This window comes from Acinetobacter sp. PC34, from assembly GCF_051789135.1.
Classification (GTDB): domain Bacteria; phylum Pseudomonadota; class Gammaproteobacteria; order Pseudomonadales; family Moraxellaceae; genus Acinetobacter; species Acinetobacter johnsonii.
The window spans coordinates 1,939,082-1,963,957 of record NZ_CP196664.1 but is presented as its reverse complement, the minus strand read 5'-3'; the positions used below and the strand labels follow the sequence as shown (position 1 = coordinate 1,963,957).

Below are 24,876 nucleotides of genomic sequence, written 5' to 3'. Positions count from 1 at the left end.
AAATATGAATACCGTTGTTAAAAATTCCTTAGATCAGGATCAAACAGTGAATCAAGAACACACTCAATTTACAAACCCAAATACGACCTCAGGTCAGCAGGGTACTTCTTTTGTGTCGCAGTTTGATACACAGACTTCTACTAAGAAAGATCAGGCACAAGGACAAGTCAAACTCAGCACTTCAGATGTACATGTTTACTATGGCGAAGCTGAAGCGATTAAAGGGATTGATCTGAATATCTACGAAAATGAAGTGATTGCATTTATTGGGCCATCAGGCTGTGGTAAATCGACCTTCTTACGTACTTTGAACCGTATGAACGACACCATTGATAGCTGTCGTGTGACGGGTAAAGTGATGTTGGATAATCAAGATATTTATGACCCAAACCTAGATGTGGTACTGCTTCGCGCTCAAGTAGGTATGGTATTCCAGAAACCAAACCCATTCCCAAAGTCAATTTTTGATAACGTGGCTTATGGCCCTAAACTCCATGGTTTGGCCCGTGATAAGTATGACTTAGAAGAAATTGTAGAAAACAGCTTACGTAAAGCGGGTCTTTGGGATGAAGTCAAAGACCGTTTAAACCAACCGGGCACAGGCTTGTCGGGTGGTCAGCAGCAGCGTTTATGTATTGCGCGTACCATTGCGGTAAGCCCAGAAGTGATTCTGATGGATGAGCCATGTTCAGCGCTTGACCCGATTGCAACAGCGAAAGTGGAAGAGCTTATTTCTGAGCTTTCAACGCAGTATACGATTGCGATTGTGACGCACTCAATGCAGCAGGCTGCACGTGTATCAGACCGTACCGCTTACTTCCATTTAGGTGACTTGATTGAAGTGAACTCAACCGAGAAAGTCTTCACTCAGCCAGATCATCAGCTAACTGAAGCTTATATTACAGGTCGTTTCGGTTAATACGCATAACTTGAAATATTTGAAAAAACAGAGCCTAAATGCTCTGTTTTTTTGTTATAAGCAGATATTAAGTCTGGTGACTAAAACAGCCATGATGATGGACATTGCGTATTAGCGTCACATTGAACAAAAGATGCGAAGATGTGCCGTCTGAGATATAGACTCATCTTGTAAATGATTAAATGTGAAAGGTAACGCATTACAGAATAAAACAAAAAATGGCTATTGAAAAAAAATGCCATTGACCTAATCTAGGTCATATACCGACGTATTATTTTAGAGAATATAATTTCTATGTTATTTCATTTACCGAAACTTCCCGCTGAAATTCGAATTACACATTTAAATGCGCGTATTAATGAACAACGTAAAAAAATTACGCAAACTACAGCATCTAAATTGGAGTTATTGCAACTGACTCAGCAGTTAGCGAAAGAGTCTCGTCACCGTAAAAAGGCTAATCAAAAAGTTTATATTCTAGATTTTAAAGGTGATACTGCGGCAACAGCGGTAGAAAGCTTACGTGAAGAAATCACCTTGATTTTAGCGACAGCCAAAGCAGGGCGTGATCGCGTTGTGGTGCGTTTAGAAAGCCCAGGCGGTATGGTACATGGTTATGGTTTGGCTGCTGCCCAATTGGTGCGTTTACGTGATGCAGGTTTCAATCTCACTATTTGTGTCGATAAAGTTGCAGCGAGTGGCGGTTATATGATGGCATGTATCGCCAATCAGATTATTGCTGCACCTTTTGCGGTTGTTGGTTCAATTGGTGTGGTCGCGCAAGTTCCTAACTTTAATCGTCTGCTAAAAGAACACAATATCGATTTTGAACTGTACACAGCAGGCCAATATAAACGTACAGTGACGATGTTTGGTGAAAATACAGCCGAAGGTAAGGCGAAGTTTGAAGAAGAGTTACAACAGACGCATGTGCTGTTTAAACACTTTGTTGAAAAATACCGTCCGCAACTCAATGTTGAAAAAGTTGCGACAGGTGAGCACTGGTATGGGAAAGATGCTTTAGATTTGAATTTGGTCGATCAGTTACAAACTTCAGATGCTTATTTACTTAATTTACTGACCGATCATGATGTTTATGTCATCTCAACGCGTAAGAAACCGACTTTAGGTGAGAAGTTGGGCTTACAAGCTGTGCAAATTGCAGATGCCTTGGTACCAGCAGTCATGAATAAAGTGATAGAAACCTTAACTAAAACCAATGCAAGTTTGGTGCAAATGCGTGATCCAAAACTTTAATATTTAGTTGGCCGATTCATTTCAAAAAGTCTGGTTCCGAAATATGCAAAAAGCAATTTTAGAACCAGACTTTTTTGTCTTAAGCCAAGTACGCTTTAATCATTTTCACTAGACGTTCAATCAGTTGATTCGCCTGTTCTTTGGTAATATTCAAGGTCGGCAGTAAACGCACCACAGAACCTGCAGTAACGTTAATAATAGTGTGGTATTCATCACGAGCGATGTTGACCAAGTCACCACATGCTTTTGGTAGCTCCACACCAATCATCAAACCAAAGCCACGTACAATCACATTTTGATCGGCAAGTTGCTTACGCAGTTGTTCTACGATGTAAGCGCCTTGTTCAGCCGCATTTTGAACGATGTTTTCTTTTTGCATAATGTCGATGATGGTATACACCACACGCGAACCCAATGCTGAACCGCTATACGTAGAACCGTGGTTACCCGCGGTCAATACGCCTACACCACGACCTTGAGTCATCACCGCACCAATGGGGAAACCATTACCTAAACCTTTGGCTGTGGTGAGTACATCAGGAATGATGTTGGTGTGTTGGTAGGCAAAGTATTCACCTGTACGGCCATTACCTGTTTGAACTTCATCCAGCATCATCAGCCAGTTGTGTTGATTACAGATTTGACGAATCTCTTCCAAATAGCTAAAGCCTTGCGGAGCAGTGTTGACACCACCTTCGCCCTGAATTGGCTCGACAAAAATTGCGACAATGTCTGGATGGTGAATTGCGGCTTCTTCAATGGCTTCAATGTCGCCGAATGGAACACGAATAAAACCTTCAACCAATGGGCCGAAGCCTTCTTGGACTTTTTTGTTGCCTGTTGCTGATAAAGTTGCCATGGTACGACCATGGAATGAGTGCTCTGCAACAATGATTTTTGGATTGGCAATGCCTTGCATGTAGCCAAATTTACGGGCAATTTTGATTGCACCCTCATTGGATTCTGCACCACTGTTTGAAAAGAATACTTCTTCCATGCCAGCAACTTCAGCAAGTTTTTGTGCTGCAGCCGTTTGCCAAGGCACTTCAAACAAGTTACTGGTATGAATGAGCGTTGCAGCTTGTTCTGCAATCGCTTCTGCAATGACAGGGTGTGCATGACCTAAACCACAAACTGCAATGCCCGTCAGTGCATCGAAGTATTCAGTACCATCTTCTGTGTACAGATAAGAGCCTCGACCTCGGACAAAGCTGATCGGCTGACGGCCAAATACTGGCATCAAATGAGAGGGTTGATCAGTTTGTACAGGAGCAAGGGTAATGTTATTCATGACTAACTCTTATCTGTTAGAGGGTAAGTGAAATCCAATATTAAGCAATTATGCTTGTAGTTTTAAAGCCTAAATCTAAATAAAAGTCGAAATATTGCTTTAGGCATACTGTTTTTCTACGTTTTGGGTATAATGCGGGTTAGATTAGTTGAGGATTGATCAATGACTGAACAAGCACGCGATACCGAAGCGTTAATTCGTGACCAAATTGCAAAACACGCTGTACTTCTTTATATGAAAGGCACCCCACAGTTTCCACAATGTGGTTTCTCTGCACGTGCTGTAGAAGCGCTTAGTCAAATTGGTCGTCCGTTTGCTTATGTGAATATTCTTGAAAATCCAGATATTCGTGCTTTGTTACCACAAATTGCAAACTGGCCTACATTCCCACAGTTATGGATCAACGGTGAGTTGATTGGTGGTAGTGACATTATTCTAGACATGTTCCAAAAAGGTGAATTACAACCTTTAGTTGAACAGCATAGTCCAGCACCTGAAGCTTAATCTTCAGTTGTAAAAAAAAGCGCCATTGAGGCGCTTTTTTTTGTTTGAGGGAAAGTGTTAATCCGCTGTAGTTACAGTGCTTACAGCTTCAGAAGTGTGTTCCGCTGCATTTTCAGTTGCAACAGTCTTCTTTTCAGCTTTTGCCTTTTTTTTGTCCTTCTTCTTTTTTTTCTTTTTCTTCGGCTCTTCTTCAAACTCAGCACCATCTTCAATGGCTTGCCAATAATCTAGCTGATCCATCACCGCCGCATAAATAGACTTCTTGGTATAGCGTCCTTTCTTGTCTAAAGTGCCGACTGGTCGAGCCATAAGTAGTTCAAGCGCTTGATCAATCGTATCTATAGCATGAATGTGGAACTGGCCATTTGAAACCGCTTCAATCACGTCTTTACGTAACATTAAATGTTGCATGTTTTGACGTGGAATAATCACACCTTGCTTACCAGTTAAACCTTGAAGTTTACATGCATCAAAGAAACCTTCAATTTTCGCATTGACACCACCAATCGGTTGAACTTGACCCAATTGGTTCATTGAGCCAGTAATCGCCCAAGACTGATCAATCGGTAGCTGACTAATTGCAGAGATTAAAGCGGAGAGTTCAGCAACTGTGGCGCTATCACCATCGACTTGACCATAGCTTTGTTCAAAGGCAAGCGCAGCAGAGAAGTGTAGGGTTTGCTCACGACCGAAATGTGCTTTTAAGAATGAGGACATCAGAAGCACACCTTTCGCATGCAGAGAGCCACCGAGCTCGACACTACGCTCAATATCTAGAATATCGCCGCCGCCTTGATACACAGAGGCTGTTAAACGTGACGGCAAGCCAAATTCAACATCTGCATAGTGAATGACCGAAAGCGCATTAATTTGACCGAGGCGGTGTCCACGCGTTTCGATGAGCTGTGTACCACGAGATAAATCCTGCCAATAGAGCTCACGTAAATAGCCTAAGCGATATTTACGATGATCTAGTGCCATATTAATGTGTTGATCCGAGACCATTTTATCACCTGATTGGAAGGCGTGATGATGCGCCTCACGAATCAAATCACCCAAAGTGAGGGCATGTAGAGATAAGGAGCTTTGGTCTTCGGCTTGACGGCTAGAGTCGGTCAAAAGTGCAGAAAGTGCAGATCGATCGAAAGGAAGCAGTTTGTCGGCCTGTACATAGTCTGCAATCAGTTGCATATAGGCTTGTTCATTTACTTCATTACGCTGCAACGTATCAGTAAAGTCGGCACGGATTTTAAAGACACTGCCAAGCTCAGGTTCTACTTCGAGTATTTCATAGTAAATTTCAGGCTCAGCCAATAAAACCACTTTCAAATTCAGTGGGATTGCCTCAGGTTCAATTGAGATACTTCCTGTCAGTGTTAGCATATGCTCAAGTGAAGAAAGTTTTAACTGGCCTGATTTTAAAGCACGTTTTAGACCTTGCCATGCATAAGGCTGTTCAAGCAGTTGTTCTGCTTCTAACATTAAAAAACCACCATTGGCTTTATGCAATGTCCCTGGGCGGATTAGGGTAAAGTCTGTAGTAATGGTGCCATGTTGAGTCAGTTGCTCTACATGGCCAAGTAAATTGTAGTGAGTGGGGAAGTCTTCAAAAATAACCGGTGCACCAGCATTGGATTTATGCGACACAATCACATTGGCTTGGTAGCGCGAAGGGATACGACTAAACAGGCCTGGGGTAAAGTCATCTTCTTCTTGTTCGAGTACCACCTCGACATTGTTAATAATGTCTTCAGCATAATATTTTAAATAGTCTTTTAAGCCCTCAACCTCAGCAAACTTAGTCAGTAACTGTTCGACTTTAGGCAATAAAACTTGCTTGGCAATATCGCGGTTCAACACTTGAACTTTATCGCGGGCATCTTCTTCCAAGTCGCCTAAATGCATGCCTAAACGTTCAAGTTTTTTATCCATGTGGCGTATATTGGCATTAATTTCAGAACGCTCTTTAGAGCTTAAAGCATTGATGTCGGCCTGCGTCATTTCCAATACTTTATCGTCTACATACTGGACAGGGATAAAGCAGTGCTCATCATTCCGAGAGACCAGTTTGAGGTCGAGTTCTTCGCCTTCTTGGGTCAATTCAATCAAGGCTTGTTGCTGAACGTCACCCGTTTGTTGGCGAATGGCTTCTATACGGTTGTGGTAGGTTTCAGCAGTAAAGCGGCGCTCGAGCTGCTTTAAAGTGGTTTGCCATGTTTGATGTAACATGGTTTGAAATTTTACTGCTTGACCCGCAGGCAACTCTAAAGCAATCGGTTGACGTGGGCTTTTAAAATTATAAACGTAAACCCAATCGTTCGGTGTCGGCATATTTTTGGCGTGTTGCTGGAGTAAACGCTTGACCATGGTGCGCTTGCCCAAACCAGCTGTCCCTACGGCAAAAATGTTATAGCCAGAATAAGGTAAGGAAATGCCTGCTTCAACTGAAGCACGTGCACGATCTTGCCCTAAAAAATTATTGAGCGGTTTAATACGACGCGTTGAGGCTGGAATCTTATCCAGAGCAGGGATATGCGTCAGTTGCTCTGCTTGAAGTTGTGTCTTTGCTAAGGTCGTTTGAATTTCGGGTTGGTCAAATGCTGAACTAAGGTTGTTTTCTGGATTTTCTTGACTATTTAATGCGGGCGGTACAGATAAAGAAGAGCTCATTTGATCGTGTTTTTGGGTCACTTTGAAATCCGAAACTAAAGATTGCGTTAGAAACTTAAAGGTATACAGGTTTAATGCAAAAGATCAAGCAAAGTCGCAGTGTTTGTCGACAAAAATAGAACATTGATTTTATAAATCAGGTTGAAACAAATTGTATTAAGGGTTTGAATAGCAGCATTGGTTTTAAGACAACAAAAACGTAATGACAACACAATCTTCAGGATGGAAATCCGCCTTTACTGCATTTTTAGATCGCCGTGCGTTGATCATGCTGTTTTTGGGTTTCTCAGCAGGTATCCCAATCCTGTTAATTTTCTCGAGCTTATCTTTATGGTTAGGTGAGGCAGGTATCGATAAGAGCGCTGTGACTTTTTTTAGTTGGGCTGCTCTGGGTTATTCATTCAAATTTGTTTGGGCCCCTTTGGTCGATGAATTACCTGTACCAGTGCTAACCAAATTATTGGGTCGTCGCCGTGCATGGCTATTGATCGCACAACTCTTAATTATCTGTGCCATTTCTATCATGGCTTTTTCAGATCCGTCTCTTGGTCAGAGTTATCTTTACCAAATGGCTGCGGGTGCGGTGCTTTTAGGTTTTTCTGCTGCGACACAAGATATTGTGATTGATGCCTATCGTATTGAGCTGGCAGAAACGCAAATGCAAACAGTGTTGGCTTCAACTTATAACGCTGGTTATCGCATCGGCATGATCGTTGCAGGTGCGGGTGCGTTATTTTTAGCGGCTTATTTGGGTACAGCCAAAGGTAACTATATTTATGAGGCGTGGAAGTGGACGTATTTGGCAATGGCGGCGGTCATGTTGGTCGGGATCGCAACCACTTTATGCATACGTGAGCCACAAGTTGATCGGGTACGTAAAGAATATAAACGAGTAGATTATTATCGTTTAGTGGCAGTTTTCTTTGTGTCTGTGGTGAGTTTTGTACTGAGCTATATTTATTCAGGCAACTTAACTGAAATGCTGATTCAGCTCTGGTCGATCAAAGATAGTTTTGCACTGTTTTGTTTTGAGGCTTTACGTTTTATTGGCTCTGGTGCTGTTGCATTTTTAGTGGGTTCAAGCCTAGTCAAAATGGGTGCTGTGAACAAACAAATGGCCTATGAAACATGGGTGAATCCTGTTGCAGACTTCTTTAAGCGTTATGGCGTGAAATTGGCGTTGGTATTGCTGTTGTTGATTGGATTTTACCGTATTTCCGACATTATTGCAGGTGTGATCTCCAATGTGTTTTATCAAGACTTAAACTTTACCAAAGAACAGATTGCTGAAGCGGTGAAAGTTTATGGGGTGATTTTTAGTTTGGTTGGTGGTTTTTTAGGAGGACTACTGGCGCAGCGTATGAACATCATGAAATTGATGTTTGTCGGAGCAATCTTGGCCAGTTCAACCAATCTCATCTTTATTGGCTTGGTCAAATCAGGACAACCTTTAAATGATGTTGTGATCAATGTCGGTGAGCAAAGTTTCAAAACTCAAGCGGATGAGACAGGTGCATGGACAATTAAGGTTCCTGTTAAGCAGCTTCAGGCAAATGAAAGTCTAACTGCAACGGCCAGTTTTCAAAATGATACTTCACAGCCTGTCTCGGTCACATTGCCTTATATCAGTCAAACGGGTGCATCTAGGGTATTGCTGTTGCTTCCGATCACGGCTGATAATGTGATTAATCAACGAGAGTCTGAAGGAAGCATCGTGGTAAGAGGTCAATACCTTGCTACACTGGCTGAAAACCAAAGTATTAAATTGAGCTTAGATGGTCAAAGCTTTGATACAAAGTTAGACAAAGAAGGTGTATTTAGTGCGGCAATCCCTGTGAAACAGCTCCTTGATTCAAACTCTAAAAAGCTGAATGCTGTATTGATGCAAAATGAGCGTGCGCAACAACACACTGCACTGAATTATCAGGTGGATCCTGCAGCTGAAAAATCTGCAACTCTAGATGTTGATCTTCAGCCAATCAACTTGAATAAAGCAGTTGATGGACAGTTAGAAGTTAAAGGGAAGGTGATTAAGGAATATAGTTCAAACTGGCTGTATTTTGCGATTATTGTCGATAACTTGGCATCAGGTTTAGCCGGTGCTGCATTTATTGCATTTCTATCAAGTTTGACCAGCGTATCTTTCACTGCTGTTCAGTATGCGATTTTTAGTTCATTGATGACGTTAACACCTAAAATTCTAGGTGGATATTCGGGGACAATTGTGTCCAATATTGGCTATCCAAATTTCTTCTTGCTGACCACACTCATTGGAATCCCAATTTTAATCTTAGTGGTCTGGGTGGCGAAACTTCTACGAGAGCATGCCGCTGAACAAAGTTAAAGCATCGACTTGTCTCGAATTAAAAAAGTAGCTCTTGTGGCTACTTTTTTATGGTTGAGGTTTGAAATATAGGACGGTTTTGCCTATATTGGTGGCTGAGAATAAATCATGAGGAAATTCCATGCGCATGCTACATACCATGCTACGTGTAGGCAATTTAGAACAATCTTTGGCGTTCTATACTGAAGTGCTTGGTATGACTTTACTTCGTAAGCGTGATTACGAAGAAGGTCGTTTTACTTTGGCATTTGTGGGTTATGGTGATGAAGAAAATCATACGGTTTTAGAGCTGACACATAACTGGGATACGGACAGTTATGAATTGGGCAATGCTTATGGTCATATTGCTATTGCGGTAGACGATGCATATAAAGCTTGTGAGGAAATCAAAGCGCGCGGTGGTAATGTCGTGCGTGAAGCTGGACCAATGAAGGGTGGTGTAACGGTTATTGCCTTTGTAGAAGATCCGGATGGTTATAAAATTGAACTGATTCAACAAGATAGTAATGCACGTAATAACTAAGCCGTTATTAGGTCATATGCAGTGTGTATGCACAGTATTAATTAAAAAAATATTGAACATATCCTGTAAAAGCTAGCTTTACTTATATAGCTCAGTAAGATGAATTTACCCAAAGGTAAATGAGTCACTGGGCTTTTTCATTTTTAGAGGAATGACAGGATGTTGGTATGTTGAAATTATTGGCACTCGATCGGTTTACGTTATTGCTATTTGTTATGGTGCTCTTAGCCAGCTTAGTCCCTGTTTCAGGCCAAGCCGCCAGTGTATTTGGTGTATTGACGACGGTCGCGATTGCTATATTATTCTTTTTGCATGGCGCTAAACTATCCCGTGAAGCGGTGATTCAGGGCATGATGCATTGGAAACTCCATGCTTTGGTTTTTGCATTTACCTTCATCCTTTTTCCCGTTTTAGGTTTGCTTGCTAAACCTGTATTGGTACCACTACTTGGGCAGGAGTTGTATTGGGGCTTTTTGTTTATGTGCTTTTTGCCATCGACAGTACAGTCTTCAATTGCGTTTACTTCGGTCGCGCAAGGCAATGTGGCTGGGGCGGTATGTAGTGCTTCATTCTCAAATTTGATTGGGATGTTTATTACCCCTGTGATGGTGGCTTTTTTTATTTTGGGGCAATCAGAGCATGGTTTTGATCCAACCTCGTCTATACTTCAAATTACCTTATTGCTGCTAGTTCCGTTTGTCCTTGGGCAGTTACTTCGACCATATGTATTTCCGTATATGCAGAAAATGCCAAGCATCGTCAAAGCATTCGATCAGGGTTCGATATTAATGGTGGTGTACGGTGCTTTCAGCAGTGCTGTGGTAGCGGGCCTATGGCAAGAGGTGAGTGTTGGTACGTTAATCCTATTGATTATTGTGTGTTCAGTCTTATTGACGATTATTATGTTGCTTGGGTTGTTTTTACCACGTTGGTTAGGCTTTAACCGTGCCGATCAGAAAACCATTTTTTTCTGTGGTTCAAAAAAGACTTTGGCTAGTGGTGTTCCAATGGCACAGATTCTTTTTATTGGACAACCTTTGGGGATGATTGTTTTACCGATTATGATTTTTCATCAAATCCAGCTGATGGTGTGTGGGATTATTGCTAACTATTGGGCCAAGCAATCTGAAATTGAAACGAAAGAATAATTGGCTATCTGATACTATATCTCGTATAATATTTGCCACTTGTTGTGCTTAGCTCTGACGGTATCCGTCTCGGTGGGCCAAAAGAATGGTCTGTTATGGTGTTGATCTGCAACTTAATTTAATTAAGTGGTCCTTTCCTCAATTTTGAGAGTGATCAATTGCGATGACAGCAAAACCTTCTTTAATTTTTATGGAGTAATCGACGATGCGCGCCGATATTCACCCAAAATACCAAACTTTAGTTGCTACATGTTCTTGCGGTAACGTAATCGAAACTCGTTCAGCACTTGGTAAAGAAACTGTTTACCTAGACGTATGTTCAGCTTGCCACCCATTCTACACTGGTAAGCAAAAGAACGTTGACACTGGCGGTCGTATCGACAAGTTCAAACAACGTTTTGCTGGCATGTCACGTTCTATCAAACGCGACTAATAGCAAAAGAAAAAAACGGGCATTTGCCCGTTTTTTTATGCCTATGATATTTGAATACAGAGTCATAGGGCTGCTAGTTAGACCATATAATAAAAGACCCCGTATAGGGGTCTTGAAATTTAGAGGTTAGTATCCAAGGTCAAAGCTTTACTGATCCTGCACATCAATCAGATGATCGAGTTTCTTTTGGAAATAATCGCCTTGAATGAAGCGGGCATCGACATTCCATGCATTGGCAAATGACGTCATATCATTCAGATCACGTAACATAATTTGAATGTTTTTCAATTGATGATATACCGCAACTTTTTCTTGCAACTCTTCCGTGTTGGCGTCGCTACTGAGCATGCGAGTTAAGTTTTCATGTAAGGTGAGATTGTTGATATCGAGCTGACGTAGAATAGATTCACTATAAATGCTATTACCAAAGTCACGAATCGAAACTTCAGCACCATATTGGCGAAGCTGGGCAATGTATTTTTGCGCTTCAGCAATGTTCTGGCTGATATCATCCTCAGAGAACTGAAGGGTAATTGGGTGACTTAACTTACTGCGTACAATGGTAATCAGTTTGGCGATAAATTCAGGGAAAGAGCGGTCATTCAACAGTACGGCTTTGTTTAAATTTACAATCAACTTTGCTTCAGGATACTGAGTGATAAAATTGTGTAGCTGTTTACACGACTCAACTAAAATCCAGCGGTCAAGTTTAATAGACAGTTCGTGGTCTTCACTTAACTCTTTGAGGCTCGATATATTTTTCCACGTATTACCATAAATAAAGCCACTAGTAACTTCATAGGTGTATAAATTAGTGTCTTCTTTGTCGTAAAGCTGTTGATATTTAAGATGAATCTCGCCACGCTCTAATGCAAGATGTAAGGCTTTAAGCACCGTAGGTTCATTTGCTGTTTTTTGAGTGTCTAAAGTATCGCTGACAGTAGGGTTGATCAACTCAATCACAGGCATGTCAATACTGGCTTTTTGCTCAATTTCGCAATCGTCTTGATTGGTCGGTAAAGCGGTTTTAAAGGCTGAGCACAATAAGTTTTCAAACTGATCTTGATTTGAAATTTCACCTTTCAATAAAGTATAGCCAATGCGCAAATTTACTGGATAGCTATTGTTTTCTACGGTAATGAGTTGTGGTTTGGTGAGCGCATTTAACGCAATCAGCTTAGATTCAAGTTTGGCCTGTGATTCTGCTTGGAATAAACCAACGATGGTTTGCCCACCCGCCTTAAACAGAGGAATATGAGTTTGTTCATTTAAAAAGCTGTAAATATTGTTAAAATAATCACGCGTGGTTGCCCAGTTGGCTTTAAAAATTTCATCTGGACAAGAGCTGAGTGCAAAGCTAACTAAGGCATTCAGATCAGAAGGTTGTTTGGTCATAGCACGGTTAATTTGTTGATACGTATTAGGTTGTATCGCATGATTTTCAGTGTTGACTGATGGAGCAGCAGAGCGTTCAGATTCGGCTTCAATCGTCAGTTGGAGCGCATCATCTTCAGGCGCAGTTAAAAACTCAACTTTTAAAGGATTGTGAGTTTGGGCATTGCTATTGAGAGTAGCAACTTCAAAAGCACCTAAATCAAACTGACCTTGTGAAATTTTCTTAAAACGGATTTTAAAATCGTTTACATCTTTCGGCTGGAGAATATCAAGCAAAGGTTGACCGATAATATCATCTTCAGAGCTTAAGCCGAACAGTTGTAAGTATTCAGCATTGGCTGAAACATGAATCCCTTCTTGAATTAAAGCAATGGCTTTATTACTTTCTTCAACTAAAGCCTGTGCTTGGTTTTGCGCTGTTTCAAGCTCATTCATGAGTTGTTGTTGGCTTTGCAATAAACGACTTAATGACAGTGCACGCAGTAGACCTAAGTAAAAGTTATCCGCTTCTTCTAAGTCCAAAATATCATAGACCCCTTTACGAATAAAACTTGCGTATTGGGTTGATTGATATTCATCGGGCTTTAATAAAATTAGTGGTAAATTGACTTGGTTAGAGTTGCGAATCAAAGTTAGTGCTTGTTCATACTTTAGGTCATAGGCGCGACCAAAAATTACCACGTCCCAAGGCAGATGAAGCTGTTTTTCAAAGTTTTGTAAGTCATCCAGTAAGGTGGCATGGACTTGATGATCGCTAGAAGTTAAAAGGTCACGAATTTGGTTATAACGGATCTGATTATCATCAATAATGAGTAAACGTGTTTCCGTACGTTTTAACTTTTTAGATAATAATGGATTTCTCACTTCAATGCTTCCCATAAATCGTGATTCTTAATAGCATTCATTTGCTTTTGAATAAAACTTTGAACCAATGGCTCTTGTTGGTCATTCAACAATTCATAATCAAAACGAATAAAACTTTGCGTAATTAAATGTGCTTTTACTAAATAAATTTTAAGATCTTCATCACCTAGGCGTAAGTGAATGGTTTGTTTTTCTCTGTACATATTCGAACCTGGCACAATGAGGCTGGTTTGTACTTCGTCTAGTTGGGACGTTTGTACCAATAATGCAGGCTGATAGTTCTGAGTAGTTCGGTCTGTTTTTACCATAACAGCACATGGGAAAAGATCTTGCGCTAAGATTTCTAAACCCAGTTCCAAGCTTTTCTCACTTGATTGTTTAATCCAGCGAATCACACCACCGCGCCATTGGCTATGTGCATTTTCTTGAACCAAAATAAACTCACCTGTTTTTAAATGCGCAGGTGTTGGTCCAGTCCAGCGAATACGGTAACCATTCACACTAATATCTAAAACTTCGGCAGGGTAGATTTGTTTCGACTCACGATCAATCATACGAGCAGAACTTGTTTCCACAGGAATATTACTGTTCATGGAGTTGATCAGGTGACTTTCATTTTGAAAGTTGTAGTTACCTTCTAGCTCTAAAGTTTCATTAAAGTTCTTGCCTTTAGACAAATAGAAATGTGCGACTGACAGGCCAAAACAAATTTGTAATTGGGCCGAGTATTCATATCGTTCATGCTTACGTTCAATATTATTGGTCAATAAGTTATGAATGTGAAAATGCAAAGCAGGGGTAAGGAAAATCTTCTCATCACGCGACAGTGGCTCAGCGCGTTTGGTTTGCATCTCCGAGAGATGATCAAGCAGAGCTTGTGTCGATATAAAAATATTCGGCTGAATATGACTATTTTTTTGAGAATTATAGGTCGGCGGGTAGTCTTTTGATGCATCGACAATATAGCGAGATAAGGTGGTTTCTTTAGGTAATATTTGAATCAGCTTAGCCCAATCAAAACTACACAAAAATAGTCCTTGAATTTCACCTGGACGGATTTGATGGGTATTAAAAATATCCAATAGAATGAGCTGCGCATAGGCTTGGCTAATATTGTTGAGCTGATGCTGCGTGCCTTGTATTTGATTAATGTTGGTCAAATAGAAGTTATTTTGGATAGCAGAATCTAAGAGCTGATGAGCTGCTAGCCACTGCCCCGGAATAGGAGAACTATAGAGCAAGTGTTGTTGGTACAACAACAGTGACAGTTGTTGTAAAGCATAATAACTCGATACGGTTCGAGCCGTTTGTAGGTTCTTTTTTTGATTAAAAGCAAATAGAGAAAACTTATTTTGAGTGATTTGCTGAGAAACACGTTTTGCAATGTCGATATAGACTTTAGCAAAATGACTACGCATTAATAAGGCAAGCTCAATAATATGGTCATTTCGGTCAGTGGTGATGAGGCCTTGATTAAAAAAATGTTTCTCTAAACTGGTAAGCACATTTTCCAAATTTGGATGCAGTACTTGAACTAAATCAAAGCGAAGTGTTTCGCTGACTTGAAGTTCGGAGACTTCAAGTAATGCTTGAAATAAGGAACGAGAAGAGTCACCCAATTGTAAAATGGATAAGTTTGCTAACCATTCTTGTAAGCCTTTGACTGTGCTTGGGCAAAAACTAAGCTTATCCAACTTTAATTCGGTTGGTTTTTGGAAGATATCTGAAGTACTCGTCGTCATCATCGTTATTATTTAACTCAAAAAGTTGAAACCCCGAAAAGTGGTGTCTTATTCTTTTCTCCCGCAATTTCTCTGACCAGCTTGGGAACCAGATAGCCGGGTAGATTCGCCAATAATCCTTGATACAGAGAATCAATGTCTTGCGAGTTTAAATCAAAATGGTGAGCCCCTTTTACTTTATCTAAAACATGTAAATAGTATGGCAATACACCTGCATCGAATAAACGGTAGCTCAAATCTGTCAAAATTTGAACGTGATCATTGACCCCTTTCAACAAAACCGCCTGATTGAAAACGGTGATTTTTTCTGCGACTAATTGCTGTAATTGACGGCAGGTAAAATCATCCAATTCCGATGCATGATTTGAGTGTACCACTAGAATAATGCGCAGCCTACTGTTTTTTAAGATGGAAATTAGCTCTTCATCGACACGGTTAGGCATTACGATAGGAACTCGTGAGTGAATTCTCAAAAATTTAAGTTGGGGAATACTTTCTAAACGTTCAATCCATAATTTTATTTTACGATTGGACAGCGTTAAGGGGTCTCCGCCACTCAAAATGACCTCATTAATGTCAGGTTGAGACTGAATATAGTGTTGAATATTGATCCAATCTTCTGACTTTGGTAGGTTCTCTTGATAGGGGAAATGTCGACGAAAACAGTAACGACAATGAACGGCACATGCCCCAGTCAGCGTCAGTAAAAAACGAGTTTTATATTTGTGCAAAACACCAGGTTGTTGGTTGGCTTGTTCCTCACCCAAAGGGTCAGTCACAAAGTCGGGATGTTCTTCCAGCTCAAGATGATGGGGCAGGACTTGAAGGAGTAAAGGATCAAGCGGATTACCTTTTTGCATTCTTGTCACAAAAGCACGGGGAACACGGAGTTTAAATTGGGTTGATGCAAGCAGTGCGCCTGACAGCAGTTGCTCAGGAGAAAGCTCTAGAATGTTAAGTAATTCTAAAGGGTCAGTAATTAAATCACTGAGTTGAGCTTGCCAATTTTGCTCTTGGTACAAATAATGAGTCATGCAATAAGGGGTCAAATACTAGGTCAAAAGAAAGTTAGGTCATCAAATCGGGTGATGTCGAAACGAGTTGTTCGGATGTGCGTGGTCTAAAAAGGCTTTTTCAATACACAAAAACACGCGGAACAGGGCTATTTTATCAAGATCTTCGGCTTATAGGCAGTGGATTTTCATTGCTTCATAACACCTTGCTCATTTACAATACGAGGCATCAAAAAAGATGCCCTATCTTTATGGCCCTGCTTTACAAAGCTTTGGTGTCTAAGATAAAGACATAAATATTTAAGTTAGTTAGTTTGGAGTGCGCCAGTCATGGCCTATTATTCTACGAATGATTTCAAGTCAGGCCTTAAGGTTATGCTTGATGGTAACCCATGTTCAATCATGGAAAATGAATATGTAAAGCCAGGTAAAGGTCAAGCATTTAACCGCGTAAAACTACGTAATTTACGTTCTGGTAAAGTTTTAGAAAAAACATTTAAGTCTGGTGATTCTTTAGAAGCGGCTGACATTGTAGAAGTGGAAATGGAATACTTGTACAACGACGGCGAAATGTGGAACTTCATGGATCCTGTATCATTTGAACAGATCGCTGCTGACAAAACAGCAATGGGCGATGCTGCAAAATGGTTAAAAGATGATTCAAATGAAAAATGTACTATTATGCTGTTCAATGGCGTGCCATTAACAGTAAACCCACCAAACTTCGTGGTTTTGAAAATTGTTGAAACTGATCCGGGTGTACGTGGTGATACTTCTGGCGGTGGTGGTAAACCTGCAAAATTGGAAACAGGTGCTGTAGTACGTGTTCCATTATTTGTACAGCAAGAAGAAAGCGTTCGTGTAGATACTCGTACTGGCGATTATTTAGAACGTGCATAATGGTTTAAAAATAGACTATTATCGGAAGGGATGATGAAAATCATCCCTTTTTTTATGCCAAAGTATTAGATCAAAACAAGGAGATGCAGAGTAAAGTCGCAAAGGAAAACAGCAGTACCTCGAATAATTAAAGACGCTGATTGAATGCAACAAATATGAGGGATTGAAATGGAATCTGTTCAGCCGAAGTCAACCCTGACTTCAAAAATCATCTGGCTACTGGTAGCCATCGTCGGTGCAGTCTCTTTTGGGATATTGGCACTGAGTCGTGGTGAGCATGTCAATGCCATCTGGCTCGTACTTGCTGCGGGCTGTATTTATAGTATTGCTTATCGCTTCTATAGTTTATTTATTGCAAATAAAGTTTTTGAGCTTGATGAACGTCGCTTAACTCCCGCGCATCGTTTAAATGATGGTCTGGACTATGTTCCAACCAACAAAAGTGTTCTATTTGGACATCACTTTGCAGCGATTGCAGGTGCAGGTCCATTAGTAGGGCCTATTTTAGCAGCGCAAATGGGCTATTTACCTGGCACGATTTGGTTACTTGTCGGTGTCGTGCTTGCAGGTGCAGTACAAGACTTTTTGGTGTTGTTTATTTCTACCCGTCGTGATGGACGTTCACTCGGTGAAATGGCAAAGCAAGAGCTTGGAACTTTTGCAGGGATTGTGGTTATGCTTGGTGCGTTGGGGGTAATGATTATTATCCTTGCAGTTTTGGCACTGGTCGTGGTCAAAGCACTTGCACACAGCCCGTGGGGCGTATTTAGTATTGCGGCAACGATTCCAATTGCGCTCTTTATGGGGATTTACATGCGTTTTATCCGCCCGGGTAAAATTGCAGAAGTATCTATTATTGGTTTCGTTTTGATGATGCTCGGTATTGTCTACGGTGAAAATATTGCACAGCATCCATATTGGGGTGCGTTCTTTACACTGTCGGGCACTCAGTTGACTTGGGCGCTGATTATTTATGGTTTCGTGGCTTCAGCACTACCTGTGTGGTTATTGCTTGCACCACGCGATTACTTATCAACCTTCCTAAAGATTGGTGTTATTGCAGGTTTGGCAGTCGGTATTATTTTCGCAATGCCAGAAATGAAGCTGCCAGCATTCACGCAATTTATTGATGGTACAGGCCCTGTGTTTGCAGGTTCAATGTTCCCATTCTTATTTATTACCATTGCCTGTGGCGCAATTTCAGGTTTCCACGCATTAGTGTCGTCTGGAACCACGCCGAAACTTGTGAACAATGAGCGTGATATTCGTATGATCGGATATGGCGGTATGCTCATGGAGTCATTTGTTGCAATCATGGCTCTGATCTGTGCCGCAGTGCTTGATCCAGGTGTGTATTTTGCGATTAACTCTCCAGCCGCTTTACTGGGTACAAGTGTAGACACCGCAGCTGAAGCTGTTCGTAACTTAGGTTTTGTTGTTACTCCAGAAACATTAACTTTACTGGCTCAAGAAGTGGGTGAAAGTACCATTCTTTCACGTACTGGCGGTGCGCCAACTTTTGCTATTGGTATGGCTCACATCATTACGGAAATTTTCAATAGCCGTGAAATGATGGCGTTTTGGTATCACTTTGCCATTTTATTCGAAGCACTTTTCATCTTAACAGCTGTTGATGCGGGTACGCGTGCATGTCGTTTCATGGTGCAAGACACAGTTGGGATTGTGATTCCTGCGGTGAAAAACTCACATAACTTTTTCGGAAACTTGTTGGGTACAGCAGTTGCGGTTTCAGGGTGGGGCTTCTTTGTTTACCAAGGTGTCGTCGATCCGCTCGGGGGCATCAATAGCTTATGGCCACTGTTTGGTGTGGGTAACCAAATGCTTGCGGCAATGGCATTGATCTTAGGTACGGTTATCCTCTTCAAAATGAAGAAAGAGAAATATGTATGGGTCACGATTGTCCCGACAGTATTCTTGTTGGTAACCTGTATGACCGCGGGCTGGCAGAAAATTTTCCACGAAAATCCAAAAATTGGTTTCTTGGCACAAGCTGAACGCTTTAACAATGCAATTGCAAACAATGAAATTTTAGCACCAGCAAAAACGGTTGCTGAAATGCAAACTGTTGCGATGTCGAATCAGATCAATGCTGCACTGTGTGGATTCTTTATGATTGTGGCGATCGTGATGCTCTTTGCTGCGATTAGAGTAATTCGTCGTGCATTGGCAAGCCCAGTTCCGACTGTGCATGAAGCAGAAGCCATTTATCGTGATCCTGAAGACATTCAGCCATCAAAAGCTGGACATTAAGGAGAGTCAGATGAATCTAAAATTTGCTAAAAGTGGAAAAACGATGATTTATAAAATCATTAAAATGACCGTGATGTCGCAGAAAGATTTGATTCTGAACCCTAAAAATTGGTCTCGAATTGCGACGCTGTGGCAACGTTTGCAGCAAAGTTTCCGCTTGATGGTGGGGGTGCCTGACTATCCAAACTATTTGGAGCATATGAAAAAGCACCATCCTGATTTAGAAGCGATGGATGCTAAAACTTTTTATCGTCATTGTGTGGATGCGCGTTATCCATCTGCAACGAATGGCATGAAAAAGTGCCCATGTTAATATAATTAATCAATTCAAAGACGGCACTTCGGTGCCGTTTTTTTTGTGAAAATACTCAATTACATGCGGTTGCTCGTGTTAGATTCGACAGTGTACTTTTTGCATGAAGCAAGTTGTTACATCACGGCTTAAATCATAACGCAACACGGAGTGTGAGGCATAAAAGGTTCATGTTGTATATTTGACAGCTTTTGATTGTTATAGTTCTTAAAATACTGGAATGTTTGCAAAGGGAAATTGAATGAAAATATATATTTATGGTGCTGGAAGCATTGGGTGTTATTTAGGCGGAAGGTTGGTTGCTGCAGGTAATGATGTTACTTTTATCACGCGTCCACGTATTCATGCAGAGCTTCCCAATGGGGCTTAGTCTTAACTGATTATTTAGGCAAAAAGATCAAACTTGCACCTCATCAACTCAAACTAACGACTGATCCTGCTCAGGTTGTGAATGCTGATGTTGTTTTTATTTGTGTGAAATCGGCAGCAACGGAACAAGTTGCGCATGAACTTAAAGAATATTTAGGAACTAAAATACCGCTGATCATCAGCTTTCATAATGGTTTAAGCAATGTCCCTATTTTAAAAAGGGTTTTGCAAGAGCAAATGATTTTAGAGGGAATGGTTCCTTTTAACGTCGCCACGCAAGAAGCTGGGCATTATCATCAAGGTACCTCTGGTGCATTAAGTGTTAAGCAATATCCGAATCAAAATTTGCTTGAGAATGCATTTCAAAAAGCAGGGTTAGAGATTGTTTTTGAAAAAGACATGCCGGCTGTGCAGTGGGCCAAGCTTTTACTTAATTTAAATAATTCAATCAATGTATTGTCAAAAAAACCGTTAAAGGAACAATTGTCGATTCATAAATATCGCCCATGTGTGGCAATGGCGCAGCAGGAAGCCTTAGCACTGCTTGATTATGCACAAATTAAACCTGCAAAGTTAACCGCAGTTCCGACCCATTTGATTCCAAAATTACTGAGTTTACCCAATCCATTATTTAAATTATTAAGTCGTAAAATGTTGGCAATCGATCCACTAGCCCGGTCGTCTATGCAAGATGATTTAATTGCAGGTCGCCCCACAGAGGTCGACTGGATTAATGGTGAGGTTTTAAAACTTGCAGAGCAATGTGGTAGACAGGCTCCAATCAATGCACGACTCATAGAATTGATTAAGCAAGCAGAGAAATCATCTCTATCATTTTCAATGAGCGCAGATGCTGTAAAAGATCAGTTGAAATCGGCATCGAAACAATAGCTTGAGGTGAGGTAAGTCATTCATACGCAAATCATTGAATATTTATAAGGATCATCTTTGAGTATGGTTGAAAAACCTGTATGTTAAACCTTGATTTATATTTTGATTGGGGAGAATAAGGTGCTTTGGGGAAAAGAGAAAACGGTAGAAACGTTGCAATATGACATGCTCGATGAATCACAGTTAAGTATTTTTTATCCAAAAATCCAAGAATTCCTCAATCAAGTTAATCAAATCGTTTTAGATAAAAATCAACAAACCCAATTAGCCTTATGCAGCCTTTTAGCTGGTGGGCATATCTTATTTGAAGACTTGCCTGGTTTAGGCAAAACCACATTGGCCAGTAGCTTGGCCCATTTGGCTGGTCTTCAATTTAAACGGATTCAGTTTACCAATGACATGCTGGCAAGCGATGTGATTGGGGTGAATATGTTTAACCAAAAAGAACATCTGTTTGAGTTTAAGCAAGGGCCAATTTTTACTCAAATTTTACTCGCAGATGAAATTAACCGCTGTAGTCCGAAAACGCAGAGTGCGCTCTTAGAGGCGATGGAAGAGGGTGTGGTGACAATCGATGCAAGTCGTTATGTACTACCGCAGCCTTTTTGGGTAATTGCAACGCAAAACCCACTTTTTCAAAGTGGAACTTATGCACTACCAGAGTCACAGCTCGACCGTTTTCTTATGCGTTTATCTTTGGGTTATCCATCCCGTCAGGCAGAAAAGGCTTTATTGCAGCAACAATCCCGTCATGACTTGATTCAGCAGTTGATGACTGTATTTTCTGAACAAGACATTCTTGCCTTACAAACTTTGGTGCCACAGATTTATTTGTCTGAGGAAGTCTTGGATTATATTTTAGATTTGGTGGCTGAGACTCGTAAAGGTCGACATGGGTTATCTACACGTGGCGTACTGGCTTTGAAGAAAGCAGCACAAGCCTATGCTCTGGTTAAAGCCCGTGCATTTGTTACACCCGATGATGTACAGGCTGTATTTGTCGCAGTGACCGCGCATCGTATTGGGCTGGGTGAAGCTGAAACTGAGCAGCTTATGAAGCAAGTCAAAGTTCACTAATAGGATAAGCTGACGCATGCTGTGGCAAAACTGGATCAATAAACGCTTTAAATTTAAGGCTGAAAAACAACTGACCCAAAAAGATGTACTGGTGTTTATTTATCAGCAAGGATATGTATATGTGGTGCTGATTTTAATCACCTTTATTGCTGGGGTGAATTATGCCAATAACTTAATTTTAGCGTTTTGTTTTTTAATCAGTGCCGTGCTGTGTATGAGTTTTTATTTGACCTTTAAACAGCTACATGGGTTAAGTGTTGATCTTGTATTGCCTGAAATAGGGCAGGTTGAGAGTGCATTGCAATTACAAATGCATTTCAAACAACAGCATTCACAGCCTCGATACCTTTGGCTCGCTTATGCTGATCATATAGAACAGTTGTTTATTCAAGATACCCATCAGGTGGTCGATTTAAATTTTTTTCCAAAAGAGCGCGGACAGTTTAGTTTTCCCGAGATTAAAATTTACTCGACTTATCCATTTGGTCTCGTTCGTGCATGGAGTTATTTTTTTATCCAAGCACCTGTGTGGATAGCGCCTAAAGCTAAGTCTTTAGCGGCAGAAAATAAACAGCAACAGCACGGTTTTGAACCGGACATGGATGAATTTCGAGAATTACGAAATTTTAAAGAGGGCGACTCTTTACAGGCGGTTTCATGGAAACAAGTGGCACAAGGACAAGGTTTATTTATTAAAGTCTTTGAGCAACATCAGGATCAACACAGTTTAGACATTCACTATGCACATATGCCGAGTCCTTCGCATGAAGAAAAGTTAAGCTTGATGATGGGCTTGGTTGAACAATGTGAGCAGTTGCAGTATGCCTATGCACTGTATTTCCCCCATACTGAACTAGCCAAAGGGATAGGACGAGAACAATACCTTCAAGCCAAATTACTTTTGGCGCAGGCATAGCGAGAACAGTATGCATTCTTCTATTCGTATTGCCATTGTACTGACACTAAGTTTGATTTGGATCACACAACTAAGTTTTAGTCCTGTGCTATTGAGTGTCATTTTCGCCATTTGTATCGGCTGTCTATGGTATTTCATGAAATCCACGGGCAACCATTTCCCGAAATGGGCAATTTACATTTTGACCCTTGTTGTTCTAGCGGTCACTTTTTGGAGCTATCAAAGCTTTTTAGGGGTAGAAGCGGGCGTAGCTGTTTTAAGCATCTTTCTCTTTGCGAAAGCCTTAGAAACAAAAACGCAGCGTGATGTGATCATTTTGTTTAACTTTGCTTTATTTGTTGCGGCGAGTATGTTTTTATATAGTCAGTCATTTATGACGGCTGCCATGGTTTTGCTGTGTTTATTGAGTTGTTTGTTGGGGCTGTATCGAGTGCAAACCCATGCTTTTGCATCTGAAAACTCGAATCGTATGGCATTAAGGCAAGATGCAAAACACGTCATTAAATTTGTAGGTCTCGCACTGCCTTTTTTTGTGCTGCTGTTTATCTTTTTTCCGCGTTTACCCCCACTTTGGCATATTCCCATTCCTGAAAATAAAGCAGTGACAGGCATGAGTGACAGTATGTCACCTGGAGATATTGCGCAATTATCCCAGTCCAGTCATTTGGCTTTTCGTATTATTGGTGATGTCACTCAGCTCCCAAATCGTTCAGAGCTTTATTGGCGCGCGATGGTCTTAGATCAATATGATGGGCAAAAGTGGACCAGTAGTTTTATTAATCAACAAAGTATTTCGGATGATACATTAACGCAAATCTCTACATCCAAAAAATGGAACTATCAATATTTACCCGCTGATGTCGCGATTCCGTGGATTATGGCATTGGAATATTCACAACCCTTAGAGCGACGTTATCAGCTACGTCAGGATTGGAGTATTCAGGCTTATCGTCAAGTGCAGCGTGTGGAACCTATTGCATTGCAATGGATGGGAAATGTTCAATTTTCCCAAAGTGAATTATCTAAGATACAACGAAGCATAAACTTAAAAGCGCCTGAGCACATGGACTTGAAAGCGCAGCAATTGGCACAACAGCTGCTTAAGCAAAGTAACGAGAACCCGAAACGTTATATCCAAAATGTTTTGCAATGGTATCGCAACAATGGTTTTAGCTATACCTTGCAACCAGGTTTGTTGGGGCAGCATCGTATTGATGAATTTTTGTTTCAATCCAAACAAGGTTTTTGTGAACATTATGCTTCTAGCTTCGTGATGCTGATGCGTTATGCAGGAATTCCAGCACGTATTGTGGTTGGGTATCAAGGTGGTCAGCCTTCACCAAATGCAAAAAGTTGGGAAGTTCGACAGTTAGATGCGCATGCATGGACGGAAGTCTTTGTGGATGGGCGCTGGAAACGCTATGACCCAACAGCCATGATTGCACCGCAGCGTATTGAACAGGGTATGCAAGATTTAATGAGCCAAGATGCCAGTGTTTGGGGTGAGAGTAGTCGATGGAATGTACAGCGCTATTCGGTATTAAACAAAATCCGCATTTGGAGTGACTATGCAAGTTACCAATGGCAAAGTAAGGTGGTTGGCTATAATGCAGAGGCTCAACGAGGTTGGTTGCAGAAGCTAGGACTCCAATCCACTTATTCATTGGTATTGCTGATTATTATTAGCATTGGTGGGTTAGTTTTACTGTACTGGTGGGTTATATTTTGCCGTAAACGTGCTCAAACTTCTGAATATGACATTGTCATTCAATCTTTTTCTCGAAGCTTAACAACTGAGCAGCGTAAACAAGATGCCGAAACGGTAAACAAATGGTTGTTGCGTTTAGCTCAAGACGTTAAACCTGAACAGCAAGTTTTATTTAAGCAGGCGGCTGATTATTATCAGCAAATGCGTTATTCCAATAGGTTGAATTCAAAAAATATTCAACAATTTAAACGAGTGCTTAAAACTTGTGCATCTGCTTTAAAAAACAAGAAATAGCGCTTGTCATACTTTTTAAAAGTGAATATTATGC

Annotated in this window: 18 protein-coding genes and 1 pseudogene; 14 read left to right on the top strand and 5 right to left on the bottom strand. The window is 40.9% G+C overall.

The window, feature by feature from the left end:
- Nucleotides 1-4 precede the first annotated feature (4 nt).
- Together pstB and sohB are read left to right on the top strand one after the other, a co-directional pair.
- A complete protein-coding gene (pstB, locus tag ACSC9N_RS09535) occupies nucleotides 5-919 on the top strand; it encodes a phosphate ABC transporter ATP-binding protein PstB (protein ID WP_058952073.1) in 915 nt (304 codons plus the stop codon).
- 285 nt (nucleotides 920-1,204) lie between these two features.
- A complete protein-coding gene (gene sohB, locus ACSC9N_RS09530; RefSeq protein WP_291389646.1) occupies nucleotides 1,205-2,176 on the top strand; it encodes a protease SohB in 972 nt (323 codons plus the stop codon).
- Nucleotides 2,177-2,255: 79 nt separating this feature from the next.
- Here the strand turns inward: sohB and ACSC9N_RS09525 are convergent, their stop codons facing one another.
- On the bottom strand, nucleotides 2,256-3,467 hold the full coding sequence (locus tag ACSC9N_RS09525; RefSeq protein WP_058952071.1) for an aspartate aminotransferase family protein: 1,212 nt from the start codon (nucleotides 3,465-3,467) through the stop codon (nucleotides 2,256-2,258).
- Between the two features lie 162 nt (nucleotides 3,468-3,629).
- Here ACSC9N_RS09525 and grxD point away from each other — a divergent pair, with 162 nt between their 5' ends.
- Nucleotides 3,630-3,971, top strand: coding sequence for a Grx4 family monothiol glutaredoxin (grxD, locus tag ACSC9N_RS09520; protein WP_004693588.1), 342 nt, complete (start codon nucleotides 3,630-3,632; stop codon nucleotides 3,969-3,971).
- Between the two features lie 57 nt (nucleotides 3,972-4,028).
- Here grxD and ACSC9N_RS09515 read toward each other — a convergent pair whose 3' ends face one another.
- Nucleotides 4,029-6,662, bottom strand: coding sequence for a Lon protease family protein (locus ACSC9N_RS09515; RefSeq protein WP_010326464.1), 2,634 nt, complete (start codon nucleotides 6,660-6,662; stop codon nucleotides 4,029-4,031).
- Nucleotides 6,663-6,843: 181 nt separating this feature from the next.
- On the opposite strand from ACSC9N_RS09515, the gene ACSC9N_RS09510 reads away from it, so the two are divergent.
- The 4 genes from ACSC9N_RS09510 (at nucleotide 6,844) to rpmE (ending at nucleotide 11,089) form a co-directional block, all read left to right on the top strand.
- Nucleotides 6,844-8,985, top strand: a complete 2,142-nt coding sequence (locus tag ACSC9N_RS09510) for an AmpG family muropeptide MFS transporter (protein ID WP_010326465.1) — start codon at nucleotides 6,844-6,846, stop codon at nucleotides 8,983-8,985.
- A 121-nt stretch (nucleotides 8,986-9,106) separates the two neighbouring features.
- Nucleotides 9,107-9,508 carry a lactoylglutathione lyase gene (gloA, locus tag ACSC9N_RS09505; RefSeq protein WP_010326466.1) on the top strand — a complete coding sequence of 134 codons (402 nt, stop codon included), beginning with the start codon at nucleotides 9,107-9,109 and terminating at the stop codon, nucleotides 9,506-9,508.
- Between the two features lie 167 nt (nucleotides 9,509-9,675).
- Nucleotides 9,676-10,656: a bile acid:sodium symporter family protein gene (locus ACSC9N_RS09500; RefSeq protein ID WP_010326467.1), complete on the top strand. Its 981-nt coding sequence runs from the start codon at nucleotides 9,676-9,678 to the stop codon at nucleotides 10,654-10,656.
- 205 nt (nucleotides 10,657-10,861) lie between these two features.
- Nucleotides 10,862-11,089, top strand: a complete 228-nt coding sequence (gene rpmE / locus ACSC9N_RS09495; RefSeq protein ID WP_004693579.1) for a 50S ribosomal protein L31 — start codon at nucleotides 10,862-10,864, stop codon at nucleotides 11,087-11,089.
- A gap of 147 nt (nucleotides 11,090-11,236) precedes the next feature.
- Here the strand turns inward: rpmE and ACSC9N_RS09490 are convergent, their stop codons facing one another.
- From ACSC9N_RS09490 to epmB, 3 genes are read right to left on the bottom strand one after another with little or no spacing between them, the layout of a single operon-like run.
- Nucleotides 11,237-13,363 carry a sensor domain-containing phosphodiesterase gene (locus ACSC9N_RS09490; protein WP_058952069.1) on the bottom strand — a complete coding sequence of 709 codons (2,127 nt, stop codon included), beginning with the start codon at nucleotides 13,361-13,363 and terminating at the stop codon, nucleotides 11,237-11,239.
- Complete coding sequence (locus tag ACSC9N_RS09485; RefSeq protein WP_029574994.1) at nucleotides 13,345-15,090, bottom strand: hypothetical protein; 1,746 nt, start codon at nucleotides 15,088-15,090, stop codon at nucleotides 13,345-13,347. The genes ACSC9N_RS09490 and ACSC9N_RS09485 overlap by 19 nt, the downstream gene beginning before the upstream one ends.
- 17 nt (nucleotides 15,091-15,107) lie before the next feature.
- Nucleotides 15,108-16,124 (bottom strand): EF-P beta-lysylation protein EpmB, encoded by a 1,017-nt coding sequence (gene epmB / locus ACSC9N_RS09480; protein ID WP_010326469.1) that lies wholly within the window; start codon nucleotides 16,122-16,124, stop codon nucleotides 15,108-15,110.
- Between the two features lie 309 nt (nucleotides 16,125-16,433).
- On the opposite strand from epmB, the gene efp reads away from it, so the two are divergent.
- The 7 genes and pseudogenes from efp (at nucleotide 16,434) to ACSC9N_RS09445 (ending at nucleotide 24,842) form a co-directional block, all read left to right on the top strand.
- Entirely contained in the window at nucleotides 16,434-17,003 is a 570-nt protein-coding gene (efp, locus tag ACSC9N_RS09475; RefSeq protein ID WP_004693574.1) for an elongation factor P, read from the top strand.
- A gap of 168 nt (nucleotides 17,004-17,171) precedes the next feature.
- On the top strand, nucleotides 17,172-19,274 hold the full coding sequence (locus ACSC9N_RS09470; protein ID WP_010326470.1) for a carbon starvation CstA family protein: 2,103 nt from the start codon (nucleotides 17,172-17,174) through the stop codon (nucleotides 19,272-19,274).
- Between the two features lie 10 nt (nucleotides 19,275-19,284).
- Complete coding sequence (locus ACSC9N_RS09465; protein ID WP_004693572.1) at nucleotides 19,285-19,587, top strand: YbdD/YjiX family protein; 303 nt, start codon at nucleotides 19,285-19,287, stop codon at nucleotides 19,585-19,587.
- 241 nt (nucleotides 19,588-19,828) lie between these two features.
- Nucleotides 19,829-20,847, top strand: a pseudogene (locus ACSC9N_RS09460) (2-dehydropantoate 2-reductase).
- Nucleotides 20,848-20,967: 120 nt separating this feature from the next.
- Nucleotides 20,968-21,924, top strand: coding sequence for an AAA family ATPase (locus ACSC9N_RS09455; protein ID WP_010326473.1), 957 nt, complete (start codon nucleotides 20,968-20,970; stop codon nucleotides 21,922-21,924).
- Between the two features lie 16 nt (nucleotides 21,925-21,940).
- The gene (locus ACSC9N_RS09450; RefSeq protein ID WP_010326474.1) at nucleotides 21,941-22,840 is read left to right on the top strand and encodes a DUF58 domain-containing protein; all 900 of its coding nucleotides are present in this window, start codon (nucleotides 21,941-21,943) and stop codon (nucleotides 22,838-22,840) included.
- Nucleotides 22,841-22,850: 10 nt separating this feature from the next.
- The gene (locus ACSC9N_RS09445; protein ID WP_010326475.1) at nucleotides 22,851-24,842 is read left to right on the top strand and encodes a transglutaminase family protein; all 1,992 of its coding nucleotides are present in this window, start codon (nucleotides 22,851-22,853) and stop codon (nucleotides 24,840-24,842) included.
- Nucleotides 24,843-24,876 lie beyond the last annotated feature (34 nt).